Source organism: Leifsonia naganoensis, assembly GCF_013410615.1.
Classification (GTDB): Bacteria; Actinomycetota; Actinomycetes; order Actinomycetales; family Microbacteriaceae; genus Leifsonia; species Leifsonia aquatica.
Genome location: NZ_JACCHJ010000001.1, coordinates 3580050 through 3598225, shown reverse-complemented (window position 1 = coordinate 3598225; position 18176 = coordinate 3580050). Strand labels below are relative to the sequence as shown.

At 69.1% G+C, this 18176-nt stretch carries 14 protein-coding genes and 4 tRNA genes; 6 read left to right on the top strand and 12 right to left on the bottom strand.

Annotated features, from left to right (window positions below; all coding sequences use genetic code 11):
• Nucleotides 1–47 precede the first annotated feature (47 nt).
• The 3 genes from HNR14_RS17315 to HNR14_RS17305 all read right to left on the bottom strand — a co-directional run bounded on the left by HNR14_RS17315 (nt 48) and on the right by HNR14_RS17305 (nt 3165).
• Nucleotides 48–656: an HIT family protein gene (locus HNR14_RS17315; protein ID WP_021764510.1), complete on the bottom strand. Its 609-nt coding sequence runs from the start codon at nt 654–656 to the stop codon at nt 48–50.
• Nucleotides 644–2566: a threonine--tRNA ligase gene (gene thrS, locus HNR14_RS17310; RefSeq protein WP_218875879.1), complete on the bottom strand. Its 1923-nt coding sequence runs from the start codon at nt 2564–2566 to the stop codon at nt 644–646. Before thrS ends, HNR14_RS17315 begins: the two co-directional genes overlap by 13 nt.
• 131 nt (nt 2567–2697) lie before the next feature.
• Nucleotides 2698–3165 (bottom strand): GNAT family N-acetyltransferase, encoded by a 468-nt coding sequence (locus HNR14_RS17305; protein ID WP_021764508.1) that lies wholly within the window; start codon nt 3163–3165, stop codon nt 2698–2700.
• A gap of 220 nt (nt 3166–3385) precedes the next feature.
• Here HNR14_RS17305 and HNR14_RS17300 point away from each other — a divergent pair, with 220 nt between their 5' ends.
• Complete coding sequence (locus HNR14_RS17300; protein WP_179701993.1) at nt 3386–6457, top strand: hypothetical protein; 3072 nt, start codon at nt 3386–3388, stop codon at nt 6455–6457.
• 141 nt (nt 6458–6598) lie between these two features.
• On the top strand, nt 6599–7579 hold the full coding sequence (locus HNR14_RS17295) for a hypothetical protein (RefSeq protein WP_179701992.1): 981 nt from the start codon (nt 6599–6601) through the stop codon (nt 7577–7579).
• A 72-nt stretch (nt 7580–7651) separates the two neighbouring features.
• Here the strand turns inward: HNR14_RS17295 and HNR14_RS17290 are convergent.
• The 3 genes from HNR14_RS17290 to HNR14_RS17280 form a co-directional block, all read right to left on the bottom strand.
• Nucleotides 7652–7723, bottom strand: a tRNA-Val gene (locus HNR14_RS17290).
• A gap of 25 nt (nt 7724–7748) precedes the next feature.
• Nucleotides 7749–7819, bottom strand: a tRNA-Cys gene (locus HNR14_RS17285).
• 71 nt (nt 7820–7890) lie between these two features.
• Nucleotides 7891–7963: transfer RNA gene (locus tag HNR14_RS17280), tRNA-Gly, on the bottom strand.
• A gap of 179 nt (nt 7964–8142) precedes the next feature.
• Between HNR14_RS17280 and HNR14_RS17275 the strand changes: the two genes are divergently transcribed.
• Together HNR14_RS17275 and HNR14_RS17270 are read left to right on the top strand one after the other, a co-directional pair.
• Nucleotides 8143–8218: transfer RNA gene (locus HNR14_RS17275), tRNA-Val, on the top strand.
• Nucleotides 8219–8397: 179 nt separating this feature from the next.
• Nucleotides 8398–9591 carry a MalY/PatB family protein gene (locus HNR14_RS17270; protein WP_179701991.1) on the top strand — a complete coding sequence of 398 codons (1194 nt, stop codon included), beginning with the start codon at nt 8398–8400 and terminating at the stop codon, nt 9589–9591.
• A gap of 70 nt (nt 9592–9661) precedes the next feature.
• Here HNR14_RS17270 and HNR14_RS17265 read toward each other — a convergent pair whose 3' ends face one another.
• The 5 genes from HNR14_RS17265 to zapE form a co-directional block, all read right to left on the bottom strand.
• Entirely contained in the window at nt 9662–10957 is a 1296-nt protein-coding gene (locus HNR14_RS17265; RefSeq protein WP_179701990.1) for an O-acetylhomoserine aminocarboxypropyltransferase/cysteine synthase family protein, read from the bottom strand.
• 87 nt (nt 10958–11044) lie between these two features.
• Nucleotides 11045–11437 (bottom strand): type II toxin-antitoxin system PemK/MazF family toxin, encoded by a 393-nt coding sequence (locus HNR14_RS17260; protein WP_179699274.1) that lies wholly within the window; start codon nt 11435–11437, stop codon nt 11045–11047.
• 28 nt (nt 11438–11465) lie between these two features.
• Complete coding sequence (locus HNR14_RS17255) at nt 11466–12716, bottom strand: ammonium transporter (RefSeq protein WP_179701989.1); 1251 nt, start codon at nt 12714–12716, stop codon at nt 11466–11468.
• 125 nt (nt 12717–12841) lie between these two features.
• Nucleotides 12842–14125, bottom strand: a complete 1284-nt coding sequence (locus HNR14_RS17250) for an ammonium transporter (protein ID WP_021763281.1) — start codon at nt 14123–14125, stop codon at nt 12842–12844.
• Nucleotides 14126–14328: 203 nt separating this feature from the next.
• On the bottom strand, nt 14329–15384 hold the full coding sequence (zapE, locus tag HNR14_RS17245; RefSeq protein ID WP_179701988.1) for a cell division protein ZapE: 1056 nt from the start codon (nt 15382–15384) through the stop codon (nt 14329–14331).
• A 159-nt stretch (nt 15385–15543) separates the two neighbouring features.
• On the opposite strand from zapE, the gene HNR14_RS17240 reads away from it, so the two are divergent.
• Together HNR14_RS17240 and HNR14_RS17235 are read left to right on the top strand one after the other, a co-directional pair.
• Nucleotides 15544–16443 carry a sulfurtransferase gene (locus tag HNR14_RS17240; protein ID WP_179701987.1) on the top strand — a complete coding sequence of 300 codons (900 nt, stop codon included), beginning with the start codon at nt 15544–15546 and terminating at the stop codon, nt 16441–16443.
• 9 nt (nt 16444–16452) lie between these two features.
• On the top strand, nt 16453–16887 hold the full coding sequence (locus tag HNR14_RS17235; RefSeq protein WP_021763278.1) for a SufE family protein: 435 nt from the start codon (nt 16453–16455) through the stop codon (nt 16885–16887).
• A gap of 17 nt (nt 16888–16904) precedes the next feature.
• Here HNR14_RS17235 and HNR14_RS17230 read toward each other — a convergent pair whose 3' ends face one another.
• Nucleotides 16905–18062, bottom strand: coding sequence for an alpha/beta hydrolase family protein (locus HNR14_RS17230; RefSeq protein ID WP_343064525.1), 1158 nt, complete (start codon nt 18060–18062; stop codon nt 16905–16907).
• Nucleotides 18063–18176: the final 114 nt, after the last annotated feature.

The following is an 18176-nucleotide window of genomic DNA, read 5'->3' as shown; positions in this document are numbered from 1 at the left end:
CGACTCCGTGTGCGCGAGAGTCGACATTCGGCACGAATGCGGCAGCGTCAGGCTGTCGGCCAGGCGGCGGCGAGGGAGGCGCGCACGTCGCCGAGCAGCTGCGGGAGCGCCTTCGTCTTCGCGATGATGGGCAGGAAGTTCGCATCCTGAGCCCAGCGCGGCACGATGTGCTGGTGCAGGTGCGCCGCGATGCCGGCGCCCGCGATGGCGCCCTGGTTCATCCCGATGTTGAAGCCGTCGTTCTTCGAGACCTCGCGGATCACGCGCATCGCCGTCTGGGTGAGGGAGCCGATCTCGGCGACCTCCTCCGGCGTCGCCTCGTCGTACGTGGCGATGTGGCGGTACGGGCAGACCAGCAGGTGACCGCTGTTGTACGGGAAGAGGTTGAGGAGCGCGTAGGCGTGCTCACCGCGCGCGACGATGAGGGCATCCTCGTCGCTCATGCTCGGTGCGACGCAAAACGGGCAGTCGTCCTTGCCGGGCTGCTGCCCGTGCTGGATGTAGACCATGCGGTGCGGCGTCCAGAGTCGCTGGAACTCGTCGGGCACGCCGACGAGGTACGACGGGTCGTCGACGCGGACCTCGTCCGCGCCGACGCCCTCGTGACCGTCGCCCGGCTCGTGGGCGGCGTAGTCGTCGAGACTCAGGCGAGCCATGCCGTGTCGACCAGCTCGTGGCTGCGGATGCTCGCGACGATGCGCTCGATCGCGTCGGCGACCGGCACCCCGTTCAGCTGGGTGCCGTCGCGGAAGCGGAAGCTGACCGTGCCGGCCCCGGCATCCTCCTCGCCCACGATGAGCTGGAAGGGCACCTTGGCCTTGGTGTGCGTGCGGATCTTCTTCTGCATGCGGTCGTCGGAGTGGTCGACCTCGGCCCGCACGCCCTGGGCGCGGAGCTGGGCGATCACGTCGTCGAGGAACGGACCGTACGCGTCGGCGACGGGGATGCCCACGACCTGGACCGGCGACAGCCAGACCGGGAACGCGCCCGCGTAGTGCTCGAGCAGGATCGCGAAGAACCGCTCGATCGAGCCGAGCAGGGCCCGGTGGATCATCGCCGGCTGCTTGCGCGTTCCGTCGGCCGCGTTGTACTCCAGCTCGAACAGCTCCGGCTGGTTGAAGTCCAGCTGGACGGTCGAGAGCTGCCAGGTGCGGCCGATCGCGTCGCGCGCCTGCACGGAGATCTTCGGGCCGTAGAAGGCGGCGCCGGCCGGGTCGTCGACGAGCTCAAGGCCGGACTCGATCGCCACTTCGCGCAGCGTCTCCGTCGCGGTCTCCCAGCTCTCGTCGCTGCCGACGTACTTCTCCGGGTCCTTCGTGGAGAGCTCGAGATAGAAGTCGGTGAGGCCGTAGCCGCGCAGCGTCTCCAGGACGAACTGCAGCTGGCTCGCGACCTCGTCCTTGATCTGGTCTTCCGTTACGTAGATGTGGGCGTCGTCCTGGGTGAGGCCGCGCACGCGGGTGAGGCCGGACAGCGTGCCCGACTTCTCGTAGCGGTACACCGTCCCGAACTCGGCCAGGCGGAGCGGGAGCTCGCGGTAGCTGCGGCCGCGCGCCCGGAAGATCAGGTTGTGCATCGGGCAGTTCATCGGCTTGAGGTAGTAGTCCTGCCCCTGCCGGGTGATGTTGCCGTCCGCGTCGTGCTCCTCGTCGAGGTGCATGGGCGGGAACATGCCGTCCTTGTACCAGTTGAGGTGCTGGCTGGTCTCGAAGAGGTGCGCCTTGGTGATGTGCGGCGTGTTGACGACCTCGTAGCCGTTGGCGATGAGGCGCTCGCGCATGTAGTCCTCGATCTCCTTGCGGATGATCCCACCGCGCGGGTGGAAGACCGCGAGACCGGAGCCGATCTCCTCCGGGAACGAGAACAGGTCGAGCTCGGCGCCCAGCTTGCGGTGGTCGCGCTTGGCGGCCTCCTCCATGCGGGTCTGGTAGGCGCGCAGCTCGTCCTTGGTCGGCCACGCCGTGCCGTAGACGCGCTGCAGCTGCGGGTTCTTCTCCGAGCCGCGCCAGTAGGCGGCGGCCACGCGGGTGAGCGCCCAGCCGTTGCCGATCATGCGGGTGTTCGGGAGGTGCGGGCCGCGGCAGAGGTCCTTCCAGACCGTCTCCCCCGACTTCGGGTCGACGTTGTCGTAGATGGTCAGCTCGCCGCCGCCCACCTCGACGTTCTCATTGTCGCCGCCGTCGGAGGCGGAGCCCTTGAGCCCGATCAGCTCGAGCTTGTACGGCTCTCCGGCGAGCTCGGCGCGTGCCTCATCGTCGGTGACGACGCGGCGCACGAAGCGCTGGCCCGCGCGGACGATTCGCGACATCTCCTTGTCGAGGGCCTTGAGGTCCTCCGGCGTGAACGGCTCGGCGACGTCGAAGTCGTAGTAGAAGCCGTCGGTGATGGGCGGGCCGATCCCGAGCTTGGCCTCGGGGTTGACCGCCTGCACCGCCTGCGCGAGCACGTGGGCGGTGGAGTGGCGCAGGATGTTGAGGCCGTCGGGCGAGTCGATGGTCACCGGCTCCACCACGTCGGTCGTCGTGACGGTCGTCGCGAGGTCCTTCAGCTCGCCGTTGACGCGCATCGCGACAACGGAACGGTCGGTGAAGAGCTCGAAGCCGTCGGCCACCTGTCCACTCCTTATTTCGTCGGTAAAGGGACGGATCAACTCTACTGGGGGCGGCGGGCCGCTCGGGACGCGGGACGCCTCGGGCGTTAGTCCCCCAGCGCCCGCGTCATGAACACGCTGTTGGGGTCGGGCACGTACGACGCGAAGGGTTCGCACTCGGCGAATCCCGCCTGGGCGTACAGCCGCCGCGCAGGGGCGAAGAACTCCTGCGACCCGGTCTCGAGGGACACGCGCTGCACGTCGCGGTCCTGGGCGTCGACCAGGACGTGCACGAGCAGGCGCGCGGCGATCCCCTCGCCCCGACGTTCCGGAGCCGTCCGCATGCTCTTGAGCTCCTCCCAGCCGTCCTCGATCGGCGCGAGGGCGGCCGTCCCGATCACCGCGTCCCCGTCGACCGCGGTCCAGACGCGCACGCCCGGCCGCTGCAGACCCGCGAGATCGAGCGCGTGCCGGCTCTCCGGCGGCGCAGTCGGCTCCATGTCGTCGAGGTGGGCCTGGAGGAAGTCGCGGAGGGCGGGCGAGTCGAAATCGGCGGTGGTGATGGTGAAGCTCATGCATCGACTCTAGAGAACGCGGATGTCCGGGGTGTTTCGGCGATCGCGCGGCGGGCGTTCGGCGGCACGTCGCCTGGGCGCTCGTTCAGCGACGCCGAGGTGAGAATCCGTCATTGTCGCGGTGTACTGCCCGTACTACCCTGGCGGCGTCACCTTCCGAGCCGCCCCACGGGCGCGCGACAGCACGAGCAGGACCCCATTCCTCACCGAGGGTAGTGACATGTCGAATCCCGTCCAGGTCGATGTCTTCCGTTTTCTGGCCGTTCGGCCACCTGAGCTCGTCACCGAGCAGGAGACGCGTGGCACCCACCTGCGTGACCGTCGGCTCGGCGACCCGGATGGCGAGCGCCATATCCGGTCCCTGGCTCGCCAGGTCTCGACGCCCGGAGCGGCTCGCGAGGTCGCCGCTGGCCGCAATCCTGCCCGGTCTGCCAACCTCGCCGATCTGGCGCAGAGCTGTTGGAATCTGATCGCCCATTACCGGGCGGCGATGCAAGAGGAGCCTGGAGCAGAGGGTCCGGACGCGACCGTCAGGTCCGCTCTGGCGGATGCGGGCATCGACGAGCTCCGGGACGACGACGACGTGCTGCTGAAGACGGACGACGCCTGGGACGCGGTGTATGTCGCCTTCGCGAGCGGTGCCGACGCCGGGCAGCGGCTCGAAGCGCCGATGGCGGCGGTCCGACTGCTCAGTTTCCTGCACACGACGACACCGGATCAGCGGATGGGTAGGGATGATGCGCTGGCGAGACTTTCGGCGCCCGTCATGGTCTCGCCCATCTTCACCGACCACCTGTCGCACGGGAGGTCCTCGCCGACCCCCGCCGTCGGCCAGGAAAGGGAAGAAGAAGAAGAAGAAGAAGAAGAGGCAGCGACCGCTCCGTCGGCTGAGGCGAGGCTCCTCGCAAAGAACCTTGCCGCGGCGATGAGCTTGCTCAACGCCGTGACGGCTGCTGCTCCGACGGAAGCCATCGACCGAGTGAGCGGGCAGCAGGCCGGCCCGGTGGCTCAGCAGAAGGACGAGGGCGCGGGGCCGGACACCGTGATCGAAGCCGCGGAGTGGTCGACCCGTCTCACCATGTCGACGGTTCCCCGCGTCCGCGACGCCGTCCCGGCGGCACTCACGAAATCGCAGGTACGGGTTCTCGACGTCCTCGGCGTCAAAAAATCAACGCCCGCACCGGCCGCGGCGAGCATCCTGGCGGACCAGGTGCGCGCTCTGGCCGATGCCTCCGATGCGTTCGTGGACGATGACGGCTTCCGGCTGCTGCTCGAGAACGAGCTTCGCAAGTACCCCGGTGCGACATCGCTCGTGCCCCTCGTGCCGGCTCCCGTCGCGCCTAAGGCGGCTCCGTCAGGCCCGAGTGGAGCGGACGTCGACATGAGCGGCCGGATCCGACCTCTCGGCATCGGCGACCTCAAGGTGGTCAAGCAGCAACTCATCTCGTACGTCGCAGGCGAGGTTGCGCACATCGAGAACGTGCTCGAAGGCGAGGCGAAGAAGCGCACGCACCGTCGTCTCGACCGCACCGAGGTGACCATATTCGAGGCAGACGAAGAGACCAGGGAGTCGGAGCGGGACAACCAGACGACCGACCGATTCGAGCTCAAGTCGGAAGCCTCCAAGACCGTCAAGGAGGACGAAGAGCTGAAGGCCGGAGTGAAGGTCACCGGAAAGTACGGCCCCGTCGAGGTCACCGCCACCGGCGACTTCGCTCACAAGTCATCGAAGGAGGAGTCGTCGAAATCCAGTTCGAACTATGCGAAGGAGGTGGTGAGCAAGTCGGTCGACAAGGTGCAGATCAAGACCCGCGACGAGCGCACGACGAAGACCATCATCGAGATCGAGGAGGTCAACGAGCACTCGCTGACCAACGACGATCCTGCCGCCACCAATATCACCGGTGTGTACCGGTGGGTGGACAAGAAGTACCGTGCGCAGGTCTACAACTACGGCGTTCGGCTCCTCGTCGAGGTCGTCGTTCCCGAGCCGGCTGCCTACCACCTGGCGACCAAGACCGCACCCGCGCCGAAAGTCATCGAGACGCCGCCGCCCCCGTTCATCCGCCGCTATGCGGAAAACGGAGTGCGGGTGATCGGACTCGGCTCGACCCCGCTTCCACCGCTGGAGCCGGGGGACATCACCGAACTGAATTACTTGCGGTACGCGGGGCTGTTCGGCGTCGGCGATGTCGAGGCGCCTCCGCCCCTGTACGTGGACATCGGAACCTCGCTGGCGACGGCGGAGGACATCCCCAATGGCCGTAGTCTCTCCCTCCGCGGCGACGACAAGTTCGCGATCCCCGACGGGTACGAGGCCGTCTTCATCGGATGGGCGGTCTCGGTCACGCACGTTCTCTACCCTCGCCTCGCCATCCACATGCAGAACTACAGTTGGCGAGTCGCCGTCGCGTCTGCGGGAACGGCCCGCGGACTGGATATGGGAGCCGAGAGCTACACCAGCGAGCCCACGCCGGTCGCGCCGCTTGCGACATCCGGAGTCATTCCCATCGGGCTCACCGGGTACGACCTGAATTCCGTCATCGCCACGTTCCGCGCCACCTGCCGGCGCACGCCGGCCAAGTACCAGAAATGGCAGATCGAGACGTACCAGAAGCTCCTCGCCGGCTGGGACGCCAAGAAGAAGGCGTACGACCAGGCCGTCGCGGACGCCACCGCGCGGACGGAGTCCGCCGTGCAATTCGAAGGGCAGAACCCGGCCGCCAATCGCATCACGGAGGCGCAGGAGCTCAAAAAGCTGTGCATCACGATGATGACCGGTGAGCACTTCAGCCGGTACGGAGCGGTGACCGACGGAACACCGCCCGAGATCGACCCGGTGCTCGCGCTTCAGGATGGGCGCATCGCCCAGTTTTTCGAGCAGGCGTTCGAGTGGGAGCAGATGACCTACTTGTTCTACCCGTACTTCTGGGGCCGCAAGAAGCGGTGGAGCAGCGTGCAGTTCATCACCGATCCCGATCCGCTCTTCCAGCGCTTCCTCACAGCCGGAGCCGCCCGGGTGTTGCTGCCGGTCCCGCTGGCATATGCCGATGCGGTCCTGTATCTGCTGAAGAACCCCCTCGGTGCGACCGACCTGTCCCAGAAGGTATGGCAGGGCGGTCCGCTGCCGACGCTGGACGACGATACGTACCGCTCGATCGCCGACGAGGTGAGAGACCAGACCGACGACCTCGCCGGCGCGAAGCCCGAAGGCGAGCCGTGGGAGTTCAAGCTCCCGACCACGCTGGTCTGGCTGCAGCCGGACGGCACCCTCCCCACTGACTTCGACTGACGGACAGGACACACGATGACCGAGAGTTTGCTGGCGGGCCTCACGATCTGCCCGGGGCCGACGCGCACTCGGAATCCCGGGGTCGTCTACGGGACGGACAAGCCGACGCAGCCGGGACCGGTCGGCCGACCGAACCGCATCATGGAGTGGCAGTGGGCACAGATGGCCATGTACGGCTACTACTACATGGACTTCAAGATGCTCCACCCCGCCTGGTCCTTCGTTCTCTCCGAAGCGGAGTATGCCTACATCGTGAGCGGCATCCTCGACATCGACGAGCTTCTCGAGCGGATGAGCACGGGATTCCGGCGCGACGACAAACGGGGAGGCCGCGCCCGGCCGGACATCCTCGGCATCTATGTCGGCGGGCTCTCGACGAGCCTCACCGGACGACTTACGGTCGGAGTCGAGCTGATCGAGGTCACTACCGAGAACCAGCTGGCCAAGACCTTCAAGGAGGACGTCACCTACAAGCTGCAGAAGTTCGATCAGCTGGTGAAGGAGTACAGCCCTGCGATCCTGGACCGGTTCGGCTCCTCCCAGTTGCTGACGAGCATCGGACCGGCGAAGTGGAAGCCTGTGGCACCGTGGCAGCGGATCGTTCCGCTGCCGTTGCGGGAAGAGGATGGCAAGACGTTCGTCGAGTGGATCTGCTTCGAGCCGACCTTCCGGCAGAACGGCGGCCAGGGGATCGACGGGCTGCTCCTGTATGAAGTGCACAGCGTGCCGCTGCCCGAGGCGAAGATCGCCTTCAAATCGATCTGGGAGAAGGTCCGGGCGCGCGAACTCGAACAGCGCAAAGCCCAGCAGGTCGCGTTCGGACTGACGCTCACACCCTGGCTGACGACGAAGACGGTGCCGGCCCTGCTGGACGCAGACGAACGTAAGTTCCTGCTCGCGATGGTCGGTATCGGGGCGATCGCCCTGCTCGCCTACGTTGCGATCCCCGTGGTGGCCGGCATCGAATTGACGGCGCTGATGTCGACATTCTCAACCGCCGGAACGTGGATCGGAGGGAGGCTCGTGCTCGCCCCGACTGTGCTGCAGGGCTTCGGGATGGCGCTGGCGAGCACCATGCAGACCGCTGTGCAGTGGCAGAACAGTGTTGCCGGAGCCCGCTGAGTCGGTGGGCCAGCGGTGCATAAACGGCGGTTACAACGACAAAACCCCCGGTCTCCCGGGGGTTTCATTCTGTGGGCGATACTGGGATCGAACCAGTGACCTCTTCCGTGTCAGGGAAGCGCGCTACCGCTGCGCCAATCGCCCAGAGCCTGAACCAGGTTCAGGATCGAGGTGGATACGGGATTCGAACCCGTGTATACGGCTTTGCAGGCCGCTGCCTCGCCTCTCGGCCAATCCACCGGAGCCAACAACACGGAAATTACCGTACCGTATCGAGAGGCCCGGAATCCGAAGACTACCGGGCCGACTCGAGCGGATGACGAGATTCGAACTCGCGACCCTCACCTTGGCAAGGTGATGCGCTACCAACTGCGCTACATCCGCATTCCGTTCCGCGGTTTCCCGCGGCACTTGAATGACTTTAGCCGATCCTTTCGCCGAAACCAAAACCGGACACGCCGCCCGGGTGTGTCGCCGCGCCCGGCCCCGTCGATGTGCATTCGGCGCCCCGCGTCGGCTAGTATCGAATCTCGCAGCCGGGTGACCGGCCGCAAAATCCCTACGGGCGATTGGCGCAGTTGGTAGCGCGCTTCCTTCACACGGAAGAGGTCATCGGTTCGAGTCCGGTATCGCCCACCAGATCACGAAAGCCCCCGGTGCGCCGGGGGCTCTTCTATTGCTCCGACGCCTGCTGCGCGCCGGGACGATTGCGGCCCGGCGCCGCGGCGCAGTCGTCCCGGGAGGCGGCACTCGCGGTTTGCTACGCCCCGTGACACCGGCGGTCGCGCGCCGCCGCATCCTGAGGCACCCTGAACTGCATGAGCTTCGGACCGGCACGTCCCCTGGAGCAGCTCTATGCGACCAGGTCGAGTATCAAATGGCGCCGCTACCCGGCGGACGTCCTCCCTGTCTTCGTCGCGGAGATGGACTTCGATGTGGAGCCGGCCGTGCTCGACCGCGTGGCGGAGACGCTCCGCAACTCGGACACCGGCTACCTCGACTCCGCGGGACCCCTGGCTCCGGCCTTCGCACGGTTCGCGCACGACTCCTGGGGTTGGCAGGTCGACACCGACTGGGTGCACCTGGCGACCGATGTCACCGTCGGCGTGGTGGAGGCCTTGCGCCTCGCCCTGCCGGAGGCCGGCGGCCGTGTGGTGCTCACTCCCCCGGTCTATCCGCCGTTCTTCGAGATGATCGAGGAGGCCGACGCGATCGCCGTCACCGTGCCCCTGCTCGAGCACGAGGACTGGGCGCTCGACCTGGCCGGCATCGAGGCGGCCTTCGCTGCCGGCGTGGACGCGCTGCTGCTGTGCAACCCGCAGAATCCGACGGGCCGATGTCACAGCCTCGTCGCCCTGCAAGCGCTCGCCCGCCTCGCCGCCGCGTACGACGTCTTCGTCGTCAGCGACGAGGTCCACGCGCCCCTCGCCCATCCGGGCACCGTCTTCACCCCCTTCGCCCCCGTGGCCCGTGCCGCGGGCGCCCGTGCCGTGACCGTGACGTCCGCCAGCAAGGCGTGGAACCTCGCCGGCCTCAAGTGCGCCGTCGTCGTCGCCGCCGAGGAGCGCTCCGCCGCCCTGCTGACCCGGCTCCCCGAGGAGCTCGCCGCGCGCACGAGCATCCTGGGCCTGCACGCCAACGTCGCCGCCCTTTCCTGCCTCGACTGGCGGGACGGCCTCCTGGACCTCCTCGTCGCCAACGTGCGGCTGCTGGAGGCGGAGCTGGCCGTCCACGCGCCGTCGGTGACCGCGATCCGACCGGACGCGGGATACCTCGTCTGGCTCGACTTCCGCGCCACCGGGCTAGGGGACGAACCGGCACGTGTGCTCATCGACGAGGGCCGTGTCGCCCTCAACTCGGGCCTCGCGTTCGGCGAGCCGGGCCGCGGGTTCGCCCGCCTCAACCTCGCCTGCGACCCGTCGACGGTCGTCGAGGCGGTGCGGCGCATCGCCGCCACGGTGGACGCCCGGGCGACACGAACGTCCGCACCCGTGCTCGCACGCGCGGTCTGAACTGCGCGGTCTGAGCCCCACGGTCCGAGCCCCGCGACGACCGGCGCGGAGCCAGGCGGCAGAAGCCCGCTCAGGCCCCGGCGGCGTCCAGCGCGCGCTCGAGGTCGGCGATGAGATCCCGCGGACTCTCCAGGCCGATCGAGAGCCGGACGAGGCCAGGCGTGATGCCGGCGGCGGCCCGCTCTTCGGGCGTCAGCTTGGCGTGGATGGTGCTGGCGAGGTGGATGGCGAGGCTGCGCACGTCGCCGATGTGCGTCATCGGGGTGACCAGCTGCAGGGCGTCGATGAACCGGCGTGCCGCATCCCGACCTCCGGCGAGCTCGAACGACACGATCGATCCCGGCCCCTTGGGCAGGTACTTCTGCGCGAGCGCGTGGCCCGGGTCGTCCTCCAGCCCGGGATAGAAGACGTGCGCGACCTCCGGCCGGGTCGCGAGCAGCTCGGCGACGGCCTGCGCGTTGGCGACATGGCGATCCATCCGCACCGAGAGCGTCTCGATGCCGTGCAGCAGCAGGAAGGTGCTCGACGGCGGCACGGTGGGGCCGTACTCGAGCACGATGACGGTGCGCACGTACGCGAGGTAGGCGCCCGCGCCGAACCGCTCGGCGAACGAGGAAACGCCCGGACGCGGCGGCTCCGTCAGCTGCGGGAACCGGTCGGCGTGCGCCGCCCAGTCGAACCGGCCGGCGTCGACCACGGCTCCCCCGAGCACCGCGCCATGCCCTGCCAGCCACTTGGAGGTCGAGTGGATGACGATGTCGGCCCCGTCCTCGATGGGCCGCCACAGGTACGGGGTCGGGACGGTGTTGTCCACGACGAGCGGGACGCCCGCGGCGTGCGCGATCCGCGCCAGCCGCTCGATGTCGACGACCTGGTTGAGCGGGTTCGGCAGCGTCTCGGTGTAGACCGCCTTGGTCGAAGGCCGCACGTGCGCCGCCCAGTCCTCGTCCGACGCGTCGTCGTCGACGTACTCGAATTCGATTCCCTGACGGGCGAGCACGCCGCGGAACATCTCGCGGGTGCCCTCGTAGAGCGAGCGCGTCACCAGCACGTGGTCGCCCGCGGCCGCCAGCGCGGTGAGCGCCGCGGCGATCGCCGCCTGTCCGCTGGCGACGACGATCCCGTCGACGCCGCCCTCCAGATCGGCGATGCGGCGCCCGGCGACGGCGTTGGTCGGGTTCTCGTTGCGGGAGTACGCCCGGTAGGCGCTCCGCCCGGCGAAGCGCGCCTCGCCGTCGTCGAAGTCGTCGAAGACGTAGCCGGCGGTCTGGTAGATCGGCGTGACGCGGGAGCGGGTCTCGGCGTCGATCACCGCCCCGGCGTGGATCTGGCGCGTCTCGAAGTCCCAGCTACAGTCCTCTGGCATGCGGCCACACTAGTGTCCGCATCGCGGCACGGCACGTCCGCGGTTCACAGTGCGAAACACGGCGACCGACGCGGTCGGAGGAGCCGCTCAGCGCCAGCCGTAGCGACGGCGGAGCTCTGCGCGGACCGCGTCGAACGGGGCGCGGCCGAGCGCGGCGGCCTCCCGCCGCATCCCGCCCGGCCGCAGGCGGTACACCCGGTCGACGCGGGCGTAGCTGGGCCGGTGCTGCCCGTCCCACGCCCCCGAGCCCACCGGCACGTACTCCGGGCGCCCCGGGTGCTCCTGGCTCGTCAGGGCGACCGCGAGGACGCTCCCGCCGGTCTCCGCCGCCACGACGAGCACCGGTCGATCCTTGCCGCGGCCGTCCGCCTCTTCGTACGGCACCCAGGTCCAGACGATCTCCCCGGGGTCGGCGTCCCCGTCGGTGCTCGGCACGTACGACGTGCGGATGGCGCCGAGGCGGCGCGGGTCGACCTGCACGGTCGCCGACGCGCCGAAGCGACCCGGCTCAGCGGCCGGGGCGCTCCGAGTGCCCGGAGTGCTCGGAGCCGGTGGGGCGGTCCGCGCGCTCGGGCGGAACAGCCGGCCGAGCGCGGTCAGGAATCGTCGAGGGGAAGCCACGTTCGGCACCATAGCGGACGCGGGTCAGCCCGATCGTGAACCGGACCAGCAGCGCGAGGAGCAGGGAGATCACGAAGGAGTAGACGAGCACGGCGACCGTGGCGACGCCCTGCGCGATGAAGAGGTCGAAGTTGCCGCTCTCGACCATCCCGCCGCCGGCCCCGAACAGACCGACGAAGAGCAGCCCGACGCCGCTGCCGACGATCACGATGACGCAGAGGGCGAGCGCAGGGCCGAACCGTGCACGCGCGGCGACGTCGACCATGGTGGCGCAGGCCAGGGCCGCGAGCGCGCCGAGCAGCAGCGCCCAGCCGATCGTCAGCACACCCGAGGCCGGGGTGATCGCCACGAGGCCGGAGAACGCGCCGCAGAAGACGCTGACGAGGGTCGGCCGGCGCAGCAGGATGCGGTCGACCAGCATCCACATCAGGCAGCCGGCGGCGGACGCCACGAACGCGTTGATCGCGATCGGGGCGATGTACTGGTCCACGGCACCCTCGGAGCCCGTGACGAGTCCGAGCCAGCCGACCCAGACGAGGGTCCCGCCGATCGCGACGATCGGGAGGCTCCTCCCGGTCTCCACGGAGTGCTCGCCGCGGCCGCACGCGACGATGACCCCGGCGGCCGACGCCCCGGCCGCGAGCCCGATGGGGAGCGCGCCTCCGTAGTCGACGACGCCGAGGACCGACACCGCCCAGCCGTCGCCGAGCGCGAAGACCGCGTATCCCGCCGGGAACAGCACCAGCGCGCTCCACAGCACGCAGAAGATCAGCCACGCCCGTAGCGTGATCCGGGAGGCGACGGCGGCGCCCACGATGGCCACCGCCACCGTGCAGGTCGCGATGAGCGCTCCGGCGCGCGCGAGCGCGTAGACGCCGTGTTGCGCCGCCAGGCCGGGATCGGGGACCCCGACCAGATGCGGGACGAGCGGCTCCCCCGCCAGCATCCCGTACCCGCCGAGCACGCAGAGGATCACGACGACCGCTGCGCCGCTGAACACGAACAACAGCGCGCGGCGCGCCCGGGCCCGGCCCGCGAGACCGCCCACGAAGAAGGCCAGCCCGGGAACGATCAGCAGGGTGAGGGCGCCGCAGAAGAACAGCAGCAGTGCGTCCACCTGCTCACTCGTCGCCGCCATCCCGCCCCTTCGCTTCGAAATGCCAGCATTACCCTATCCAGCCGCGCGCACCGCCGGAGACGCCGAACGGGGCGCCGCCCGCAGGCGGCACCCCGTTCGGTGTGCTGTGGTGCCGGTCCGGCAGGTCAGACCGTCTCGAGCGAGTAGCCCTCTTCACCGTGGACCACGGTGTCGACGCCGGCCAGCTCGTCCTCGTTCTTGATGCGGAACCCGATCGTCTTCTGGATCGCCCAGCCGATGGCGTAGGCCAGGACGAAGGAGTAGATCAGGACGGCGAAGGCGCCGACCGCCTGCACTCCCAGCTGCTGGAAGCTGCCGCCGTACAGGAGGCTGGAGAACTTGTCCGTCGCCTCGCCCTTGTCGTTGTAGACGTGGGTGAAGCCGAAGATGCCGATCCAGAGGGTTCCGACGAGACCGCCGATGAGGTGGATGCCCACCACGTCGAGCGAGTCGTCGAAGCCGAGCTTGAACTTGAGGTCGATCGCGAGGGCGCAGACCGCGCCGGCGACCAGGCCGAGGAGGATCGCGAAGCCCGGGGTCAGGATGTTGCAGGCCGGGGTGATCGCGACGAGACCCGCGACGGCACCGGATGCGGCACCGATCGAGGTGGGCTTACCGTCCTTGATCTTCTCGACGATCAGCCAGCCGATGGTGGCGGCGGCCGGAGCGGCGAGAGTGTTGACCCAGGCGAGAGCGGCGACACCGTCGACCGCGGCCTCGGAACCGGCGTTGAAGCCGAACCAGCCGAACCACAGGAGCGCGGCGCCGAGGAGCGTCAGCGGCACGTTGTGCGGCTTGCTCATGCCCTTCTGGAAGCCGACGCGCTTGCCGAGCACGAGCGCCAGGGCCAGGCCCGCCGCACCGGCGTTGATGTGCACCGCGGTGCCACCGGCGAAGTCGTTGACGTGCAGCACGGCCGGAGCCCAGCCGTCCGCCAGGTTGAACACCCAGTACGCGACCGGGAAGTAGACGATGGTCACCCAGATGCCGGCGAAGATCATCCACGAGCCGAACTTGGCCCGGTCGGCGATCGCGCCGGAGATCAGCGCGACGGTGATGATGGCGAACGTCGCCTGGAATCCGGCGAACGCCAGGGTCCCGAGGTCGGGGGTGAGGCCGTCCTTGCCCATCAGGCTGCTCAGGAACCAGTCGGGGGTTCCGAGGAAGTGAGGGATGGAGGCGGGGCCGAAGGCGAGGCCGTACCCGTAGACGACCCAGAGGACGCCGACGAGGGCCATCGCCCCGAAGCTCATCATCATCATGCTGATGACGCTCTTGGCCCGGACCATGCCGCCGTAGAAGAAGGCGACGCCGGGGGTCATCAGCAGGACGAGGGCTGCGGCGACCAGAAGCCAGAGGGCGTTGACCGTCCCTGCTTCTGCGTAGTCCGCTGCTGTGTGGAGCACCATGCGAATTGTCTACCTCTCTGTGCGTAACCCCGGGCCTGGGCCGCTCCGATCGGGTCGGGAGCGCTTCGGGGTGGAGCCAGTCTGAACGCGAGAGGTTTCGGTGGGAGGCAGCGCGTGTTTCGCGATTGTTACGCATCCCACGCGTGTGTAAACACTGTGTTTCCGCCGGGTTCCGATGTGCTGGGCGGCAGGTGCGAGTGCGCCTAGCCGTCGTGCGGAGGCAGTTCGCCGGCTGTCAGCGCGATCATGCGGGACACCGAGCGGAGGTACTTCTTGCGGTAGCCGCCGCCGAGCATGTCGTCGTCGAAGATGTCGTTCAGCGGGATGCCCGTCTGCACGATCGGGATCTCGGCGTCGTACACGCGGTCGATGAATGCGACGAGGCGCAGGGCCGCCATCTGGTCGTGCAGCACGTGCACGCCGTCGAGGCCGATGACGTCCACGCCGTCGATGATCTTGATGTAGCGGGACGGGTGGACGGTCGCCAGGTGGGCGATGAGGTCGTCGAAGGAGTCGGAGGTCGCCGTCTCGCCCCGCGCGGCGAGCGCCTGCAGCACGCGGGTGTACTCCGCGGGCTCGACGGTGATCGCGTTGCCCGTGGTGTCGCGGCGGCGGTAGTCGAGGCCGTCGATCCGCAGGGTCTCGAAGTTGGCGGACAGCGACTGGATCTCGCGGAGGAAGTCGCTCGCGGCGAAACGGCCCTCGCCGAGCGCGTTCGGCGGGGTGTTGCTGGTGGCGGCGATGCGGGTGCCGGAGGCGACGAGCTCGCCGAGCATCCTGGTCATCATCATCGTGTCACCCGGGTCGTCGAGCTCGAACTCGTCGATGCAAATGAGGGTGGAGCCGCGCAGGAGGTCGACCGCGCCCGCGTAGCCGAGGGCGCCGACGAGGGCGGTGTACTCGATGAAGGTGCCGAAGTACTTCGGTCCGGGCGCTTCGTGCCAGAGGGCGGCGAGGAGGTGGGTCTTGCCGACGCCGAACCCGCCGTCGAGGTAGACGCCCGGCTTCATGGCCGCGACCTTCTTGCGGTTGCGGCTGAACAGGCCGGCCGGGCGCTGCGGCTCCCACGACTTCACGAACAGCTTGAGCGTCGAGACCGCGTCCGCCTGCGACGGGTAGTCGTGGTCGGGGCGGTAGTTGTCGAAGGAGGCGCGCTCGAACTGCGACGGCGGCACCAGGCTCGCGGCGATCTCCGTCCCGGTGATCTGGGGCGAGCGGTCCGCGAGGCGCGGCAGCGCGCCGGTCTGATCGAGGGTCATGACGGGAGGGGCACCTTCGTGGTCGGGAGCGGAGCGAGTGGATGTCGCAGTGTTTCGCTCTGCGCGCGATCGCCTGTTCGGGTCGTTCCGCGCCGCGTAGCCTGAGACTGCGTTCCCTGCTAGTCGCAGGGTCCCAGCCTATCCCGGAGGAAGAACAGCATGGCCATCGAGACCGACCCGTCGACCGACTTCGCCGACTACGCCCACCCGGAGCGCCTCGTCTCCACCGGGTGGCTGGCGGAACACTTGGGCGAACCGGGGCTGGTCGTGGTGGAGTCGGATGAGGATGTGCTCCTCTACGAGACGGGCCACATCCCCGGTGCCGTGAAGATCGACTGGCACACCGACCTCAACGACCCCGTGGTCCGCGACTACGTCAGCGGCGAGCGCTTCGCCGAGCTGCTCGGCTCCAAGGGCATCGCCCGCGACACCACGGTCGTGATCTACGGAGACAAGAACAACTGGTGGGCGGCGTACGCGCTGTGGGTGTTCACGCTGTTCGGCCACGAGGACGTGCGCCTACTCGACGGCGGCCGCGACAAGTGGATCGCCGAGGGGCGCGAGCTGACCCGTGAGGTCCCGACTCCGGAGCCGGTGGAGTATCCGGTCGTGGAGCGCGACGACAGCCGCGTCCGCGCCTTCAAGGAGGACGTTCTCGCGCACTTCGGGCAGCCGCTCATCGATGTCCGCTCCCCCGAGGAGTACAGCGGCGAGCGCACCGAGATCCCGGGCTACCCGACCGAGGGCGCGCTGCGATCGGGTCACATCCCGTCGGCGGCGTCGGTGCCGTGGGCGCGTGCCGCCGCGCCGGACGCGACGTTCAAGCGCCGTGCGGACCTGGAGTCCATCTACCTGGGCGACGCCGGGCTGAAGGCCGGGGACGACGTGATCGCGTACTGCCGCATCGGCGAGCGGTCGAGCCACACCTGGTTCGTGCTCACCCACCTGCTCGGTTTCGAGAACGTGCGCAACTACGACGGCTCGTGGACCGAGTGGGGCTCCGCGGTGCGGGTGCCGATCGCGACCGGCGCCGAGCCGGGCGAGGTCCCGGCGAAGTAGCCTGGACGCATGACCGAATTGACCGGCGTCCTGGCCGAGATCCGCGACGACTTCCTGGCGCTGGAACAGCCCGACCGGCTGCAGCTGCTGCTGGAGTTCTCGGACGAGCTCCCCGCCCTGCCGGAGCGCTACGCGGATCACCCCGACCTGCTCGAGCGGGTCGAGGAGTGCCAGGCGCCGGTCTTCATCTTCGTGGAGGTCGACGAGGCGAACGTCGTGCACCTGTTCGCCACCGCCCCGCCCGAGGCGCCCACGACGCGGGGCTTCGCGTCCATCCTGGTGCAGGGTCTGGCCGGTCTCACGGCCGACGAGGTGCTCGCCGTGCCGGACGACTTCCCGGGGACGCTGGGACTGACGCAGGCGGTCTCGCCGCTGCGCATCCGCGGGATGTCCGCGCTGCTCGGCCGCACGAAGCGCCAGGTGCGGGCGAAGCTGGCCGCCTAGTCCCGCGCGCGACGCGCTCAGCGGATGGTGGCGGCGAGCCAGTCGGAGATCGCGCTGCTCCACTTCTGCTCGTCGTAGTTCCACAGCTTGGTATGGAGCGCGACGGTGAACGGCACCAGCGTGACGATGTCGCTCCTGGCCTCCGCGAGCGCCCGCGACGAGGTGGACGGTACGAAGCCGTCGTCGTCGCTGTGCAGGATCAGCGTCGGCAGCGTGAGGTCGGTCGCGCGCGCGACGAAGTCCATGCTGGCGAGGTCGATCGGGGCGCCCTGACCGGTGATCGGCCCGCTCCAGGTGGACTCGATGAGCCGGATGGCGCCCTGCGCGATCGGGTCGGGCAGGCGCAGGAGGTGCGCCTGGTACTCGAGGGTGTCAACCCAGTCGATCACCGGGGACTCGAGCACGAGGCCGGCGACGATGTCCGCCTTGTCCGAGCGGGTGATCGTCTGCAGCACGACGGCGCCGCCCATCGACCAGCCCATGAGCACGACCGAGCGGGCGCCGTTCGAGATCGCGTAGCCGAGCGCGGCGTCGATGTCGTGCCATTCGGTGCCGCCGAGACCGTAGCGGCGGTCCGCACTGTCGGGGGCGTCCCCGTCGTTGCGGTAGGAGGCGAGGAGGCAGGTGTAGCCGGCGTCGTGGAAGGTCTGCACGGCGCGGAGGCCCTCCAGGCGGCTCGCACCCCAGCCGTGCACCTGGATCACCCAGCGGCCGTCGCCCGCCGCGGCGTCGTCGGCCGGGAACACCCACGCCGGAGCCTGTCCGAGCTCGGTCGGGATCTCGGCGCTCGTGACGGGAAGGCCGAGCTCCTCGGGCTGCAGATACCAGGAGCCGCTGATGCGTGCGCGGCCCGGCTTCAGCTCGCCGAACTCCACGCGCTCGAGCTCGCGGGTGACGGTCTCCTCGTCGACGGCGAGCAGGCCGCCCACCTTGGCGTACCCGGTCTCGCTGCCGAACCAGACGCCGAACCGGCCCGGCATCCGGGCGTCCGGCGTGGAGGCCATCGTGATGGTGCCGAGCGCGGGATCGATCGCCCGGATGGTCTGGTTCTGCGGGCGCCGGCGCACCGGCGTGAGGACGGTCCGTGCGACCCGGGTGATCACGTACCCGGCCCCGGCCGCGGTGAGGAGCACCAGCCCGCCGCCGGCGACCGCCGTCACAGCGAGCGCCTTCACGAATCCTCTTGCCCTCTTGTCCCGCGCCATGCCCGTCAGCGTACCCGGCGTCGCCCGGAGGACACCCTCAGGAGTTCTTCAGGCGGCGTGCCTTACCGTCGCCGACCCGCAAAG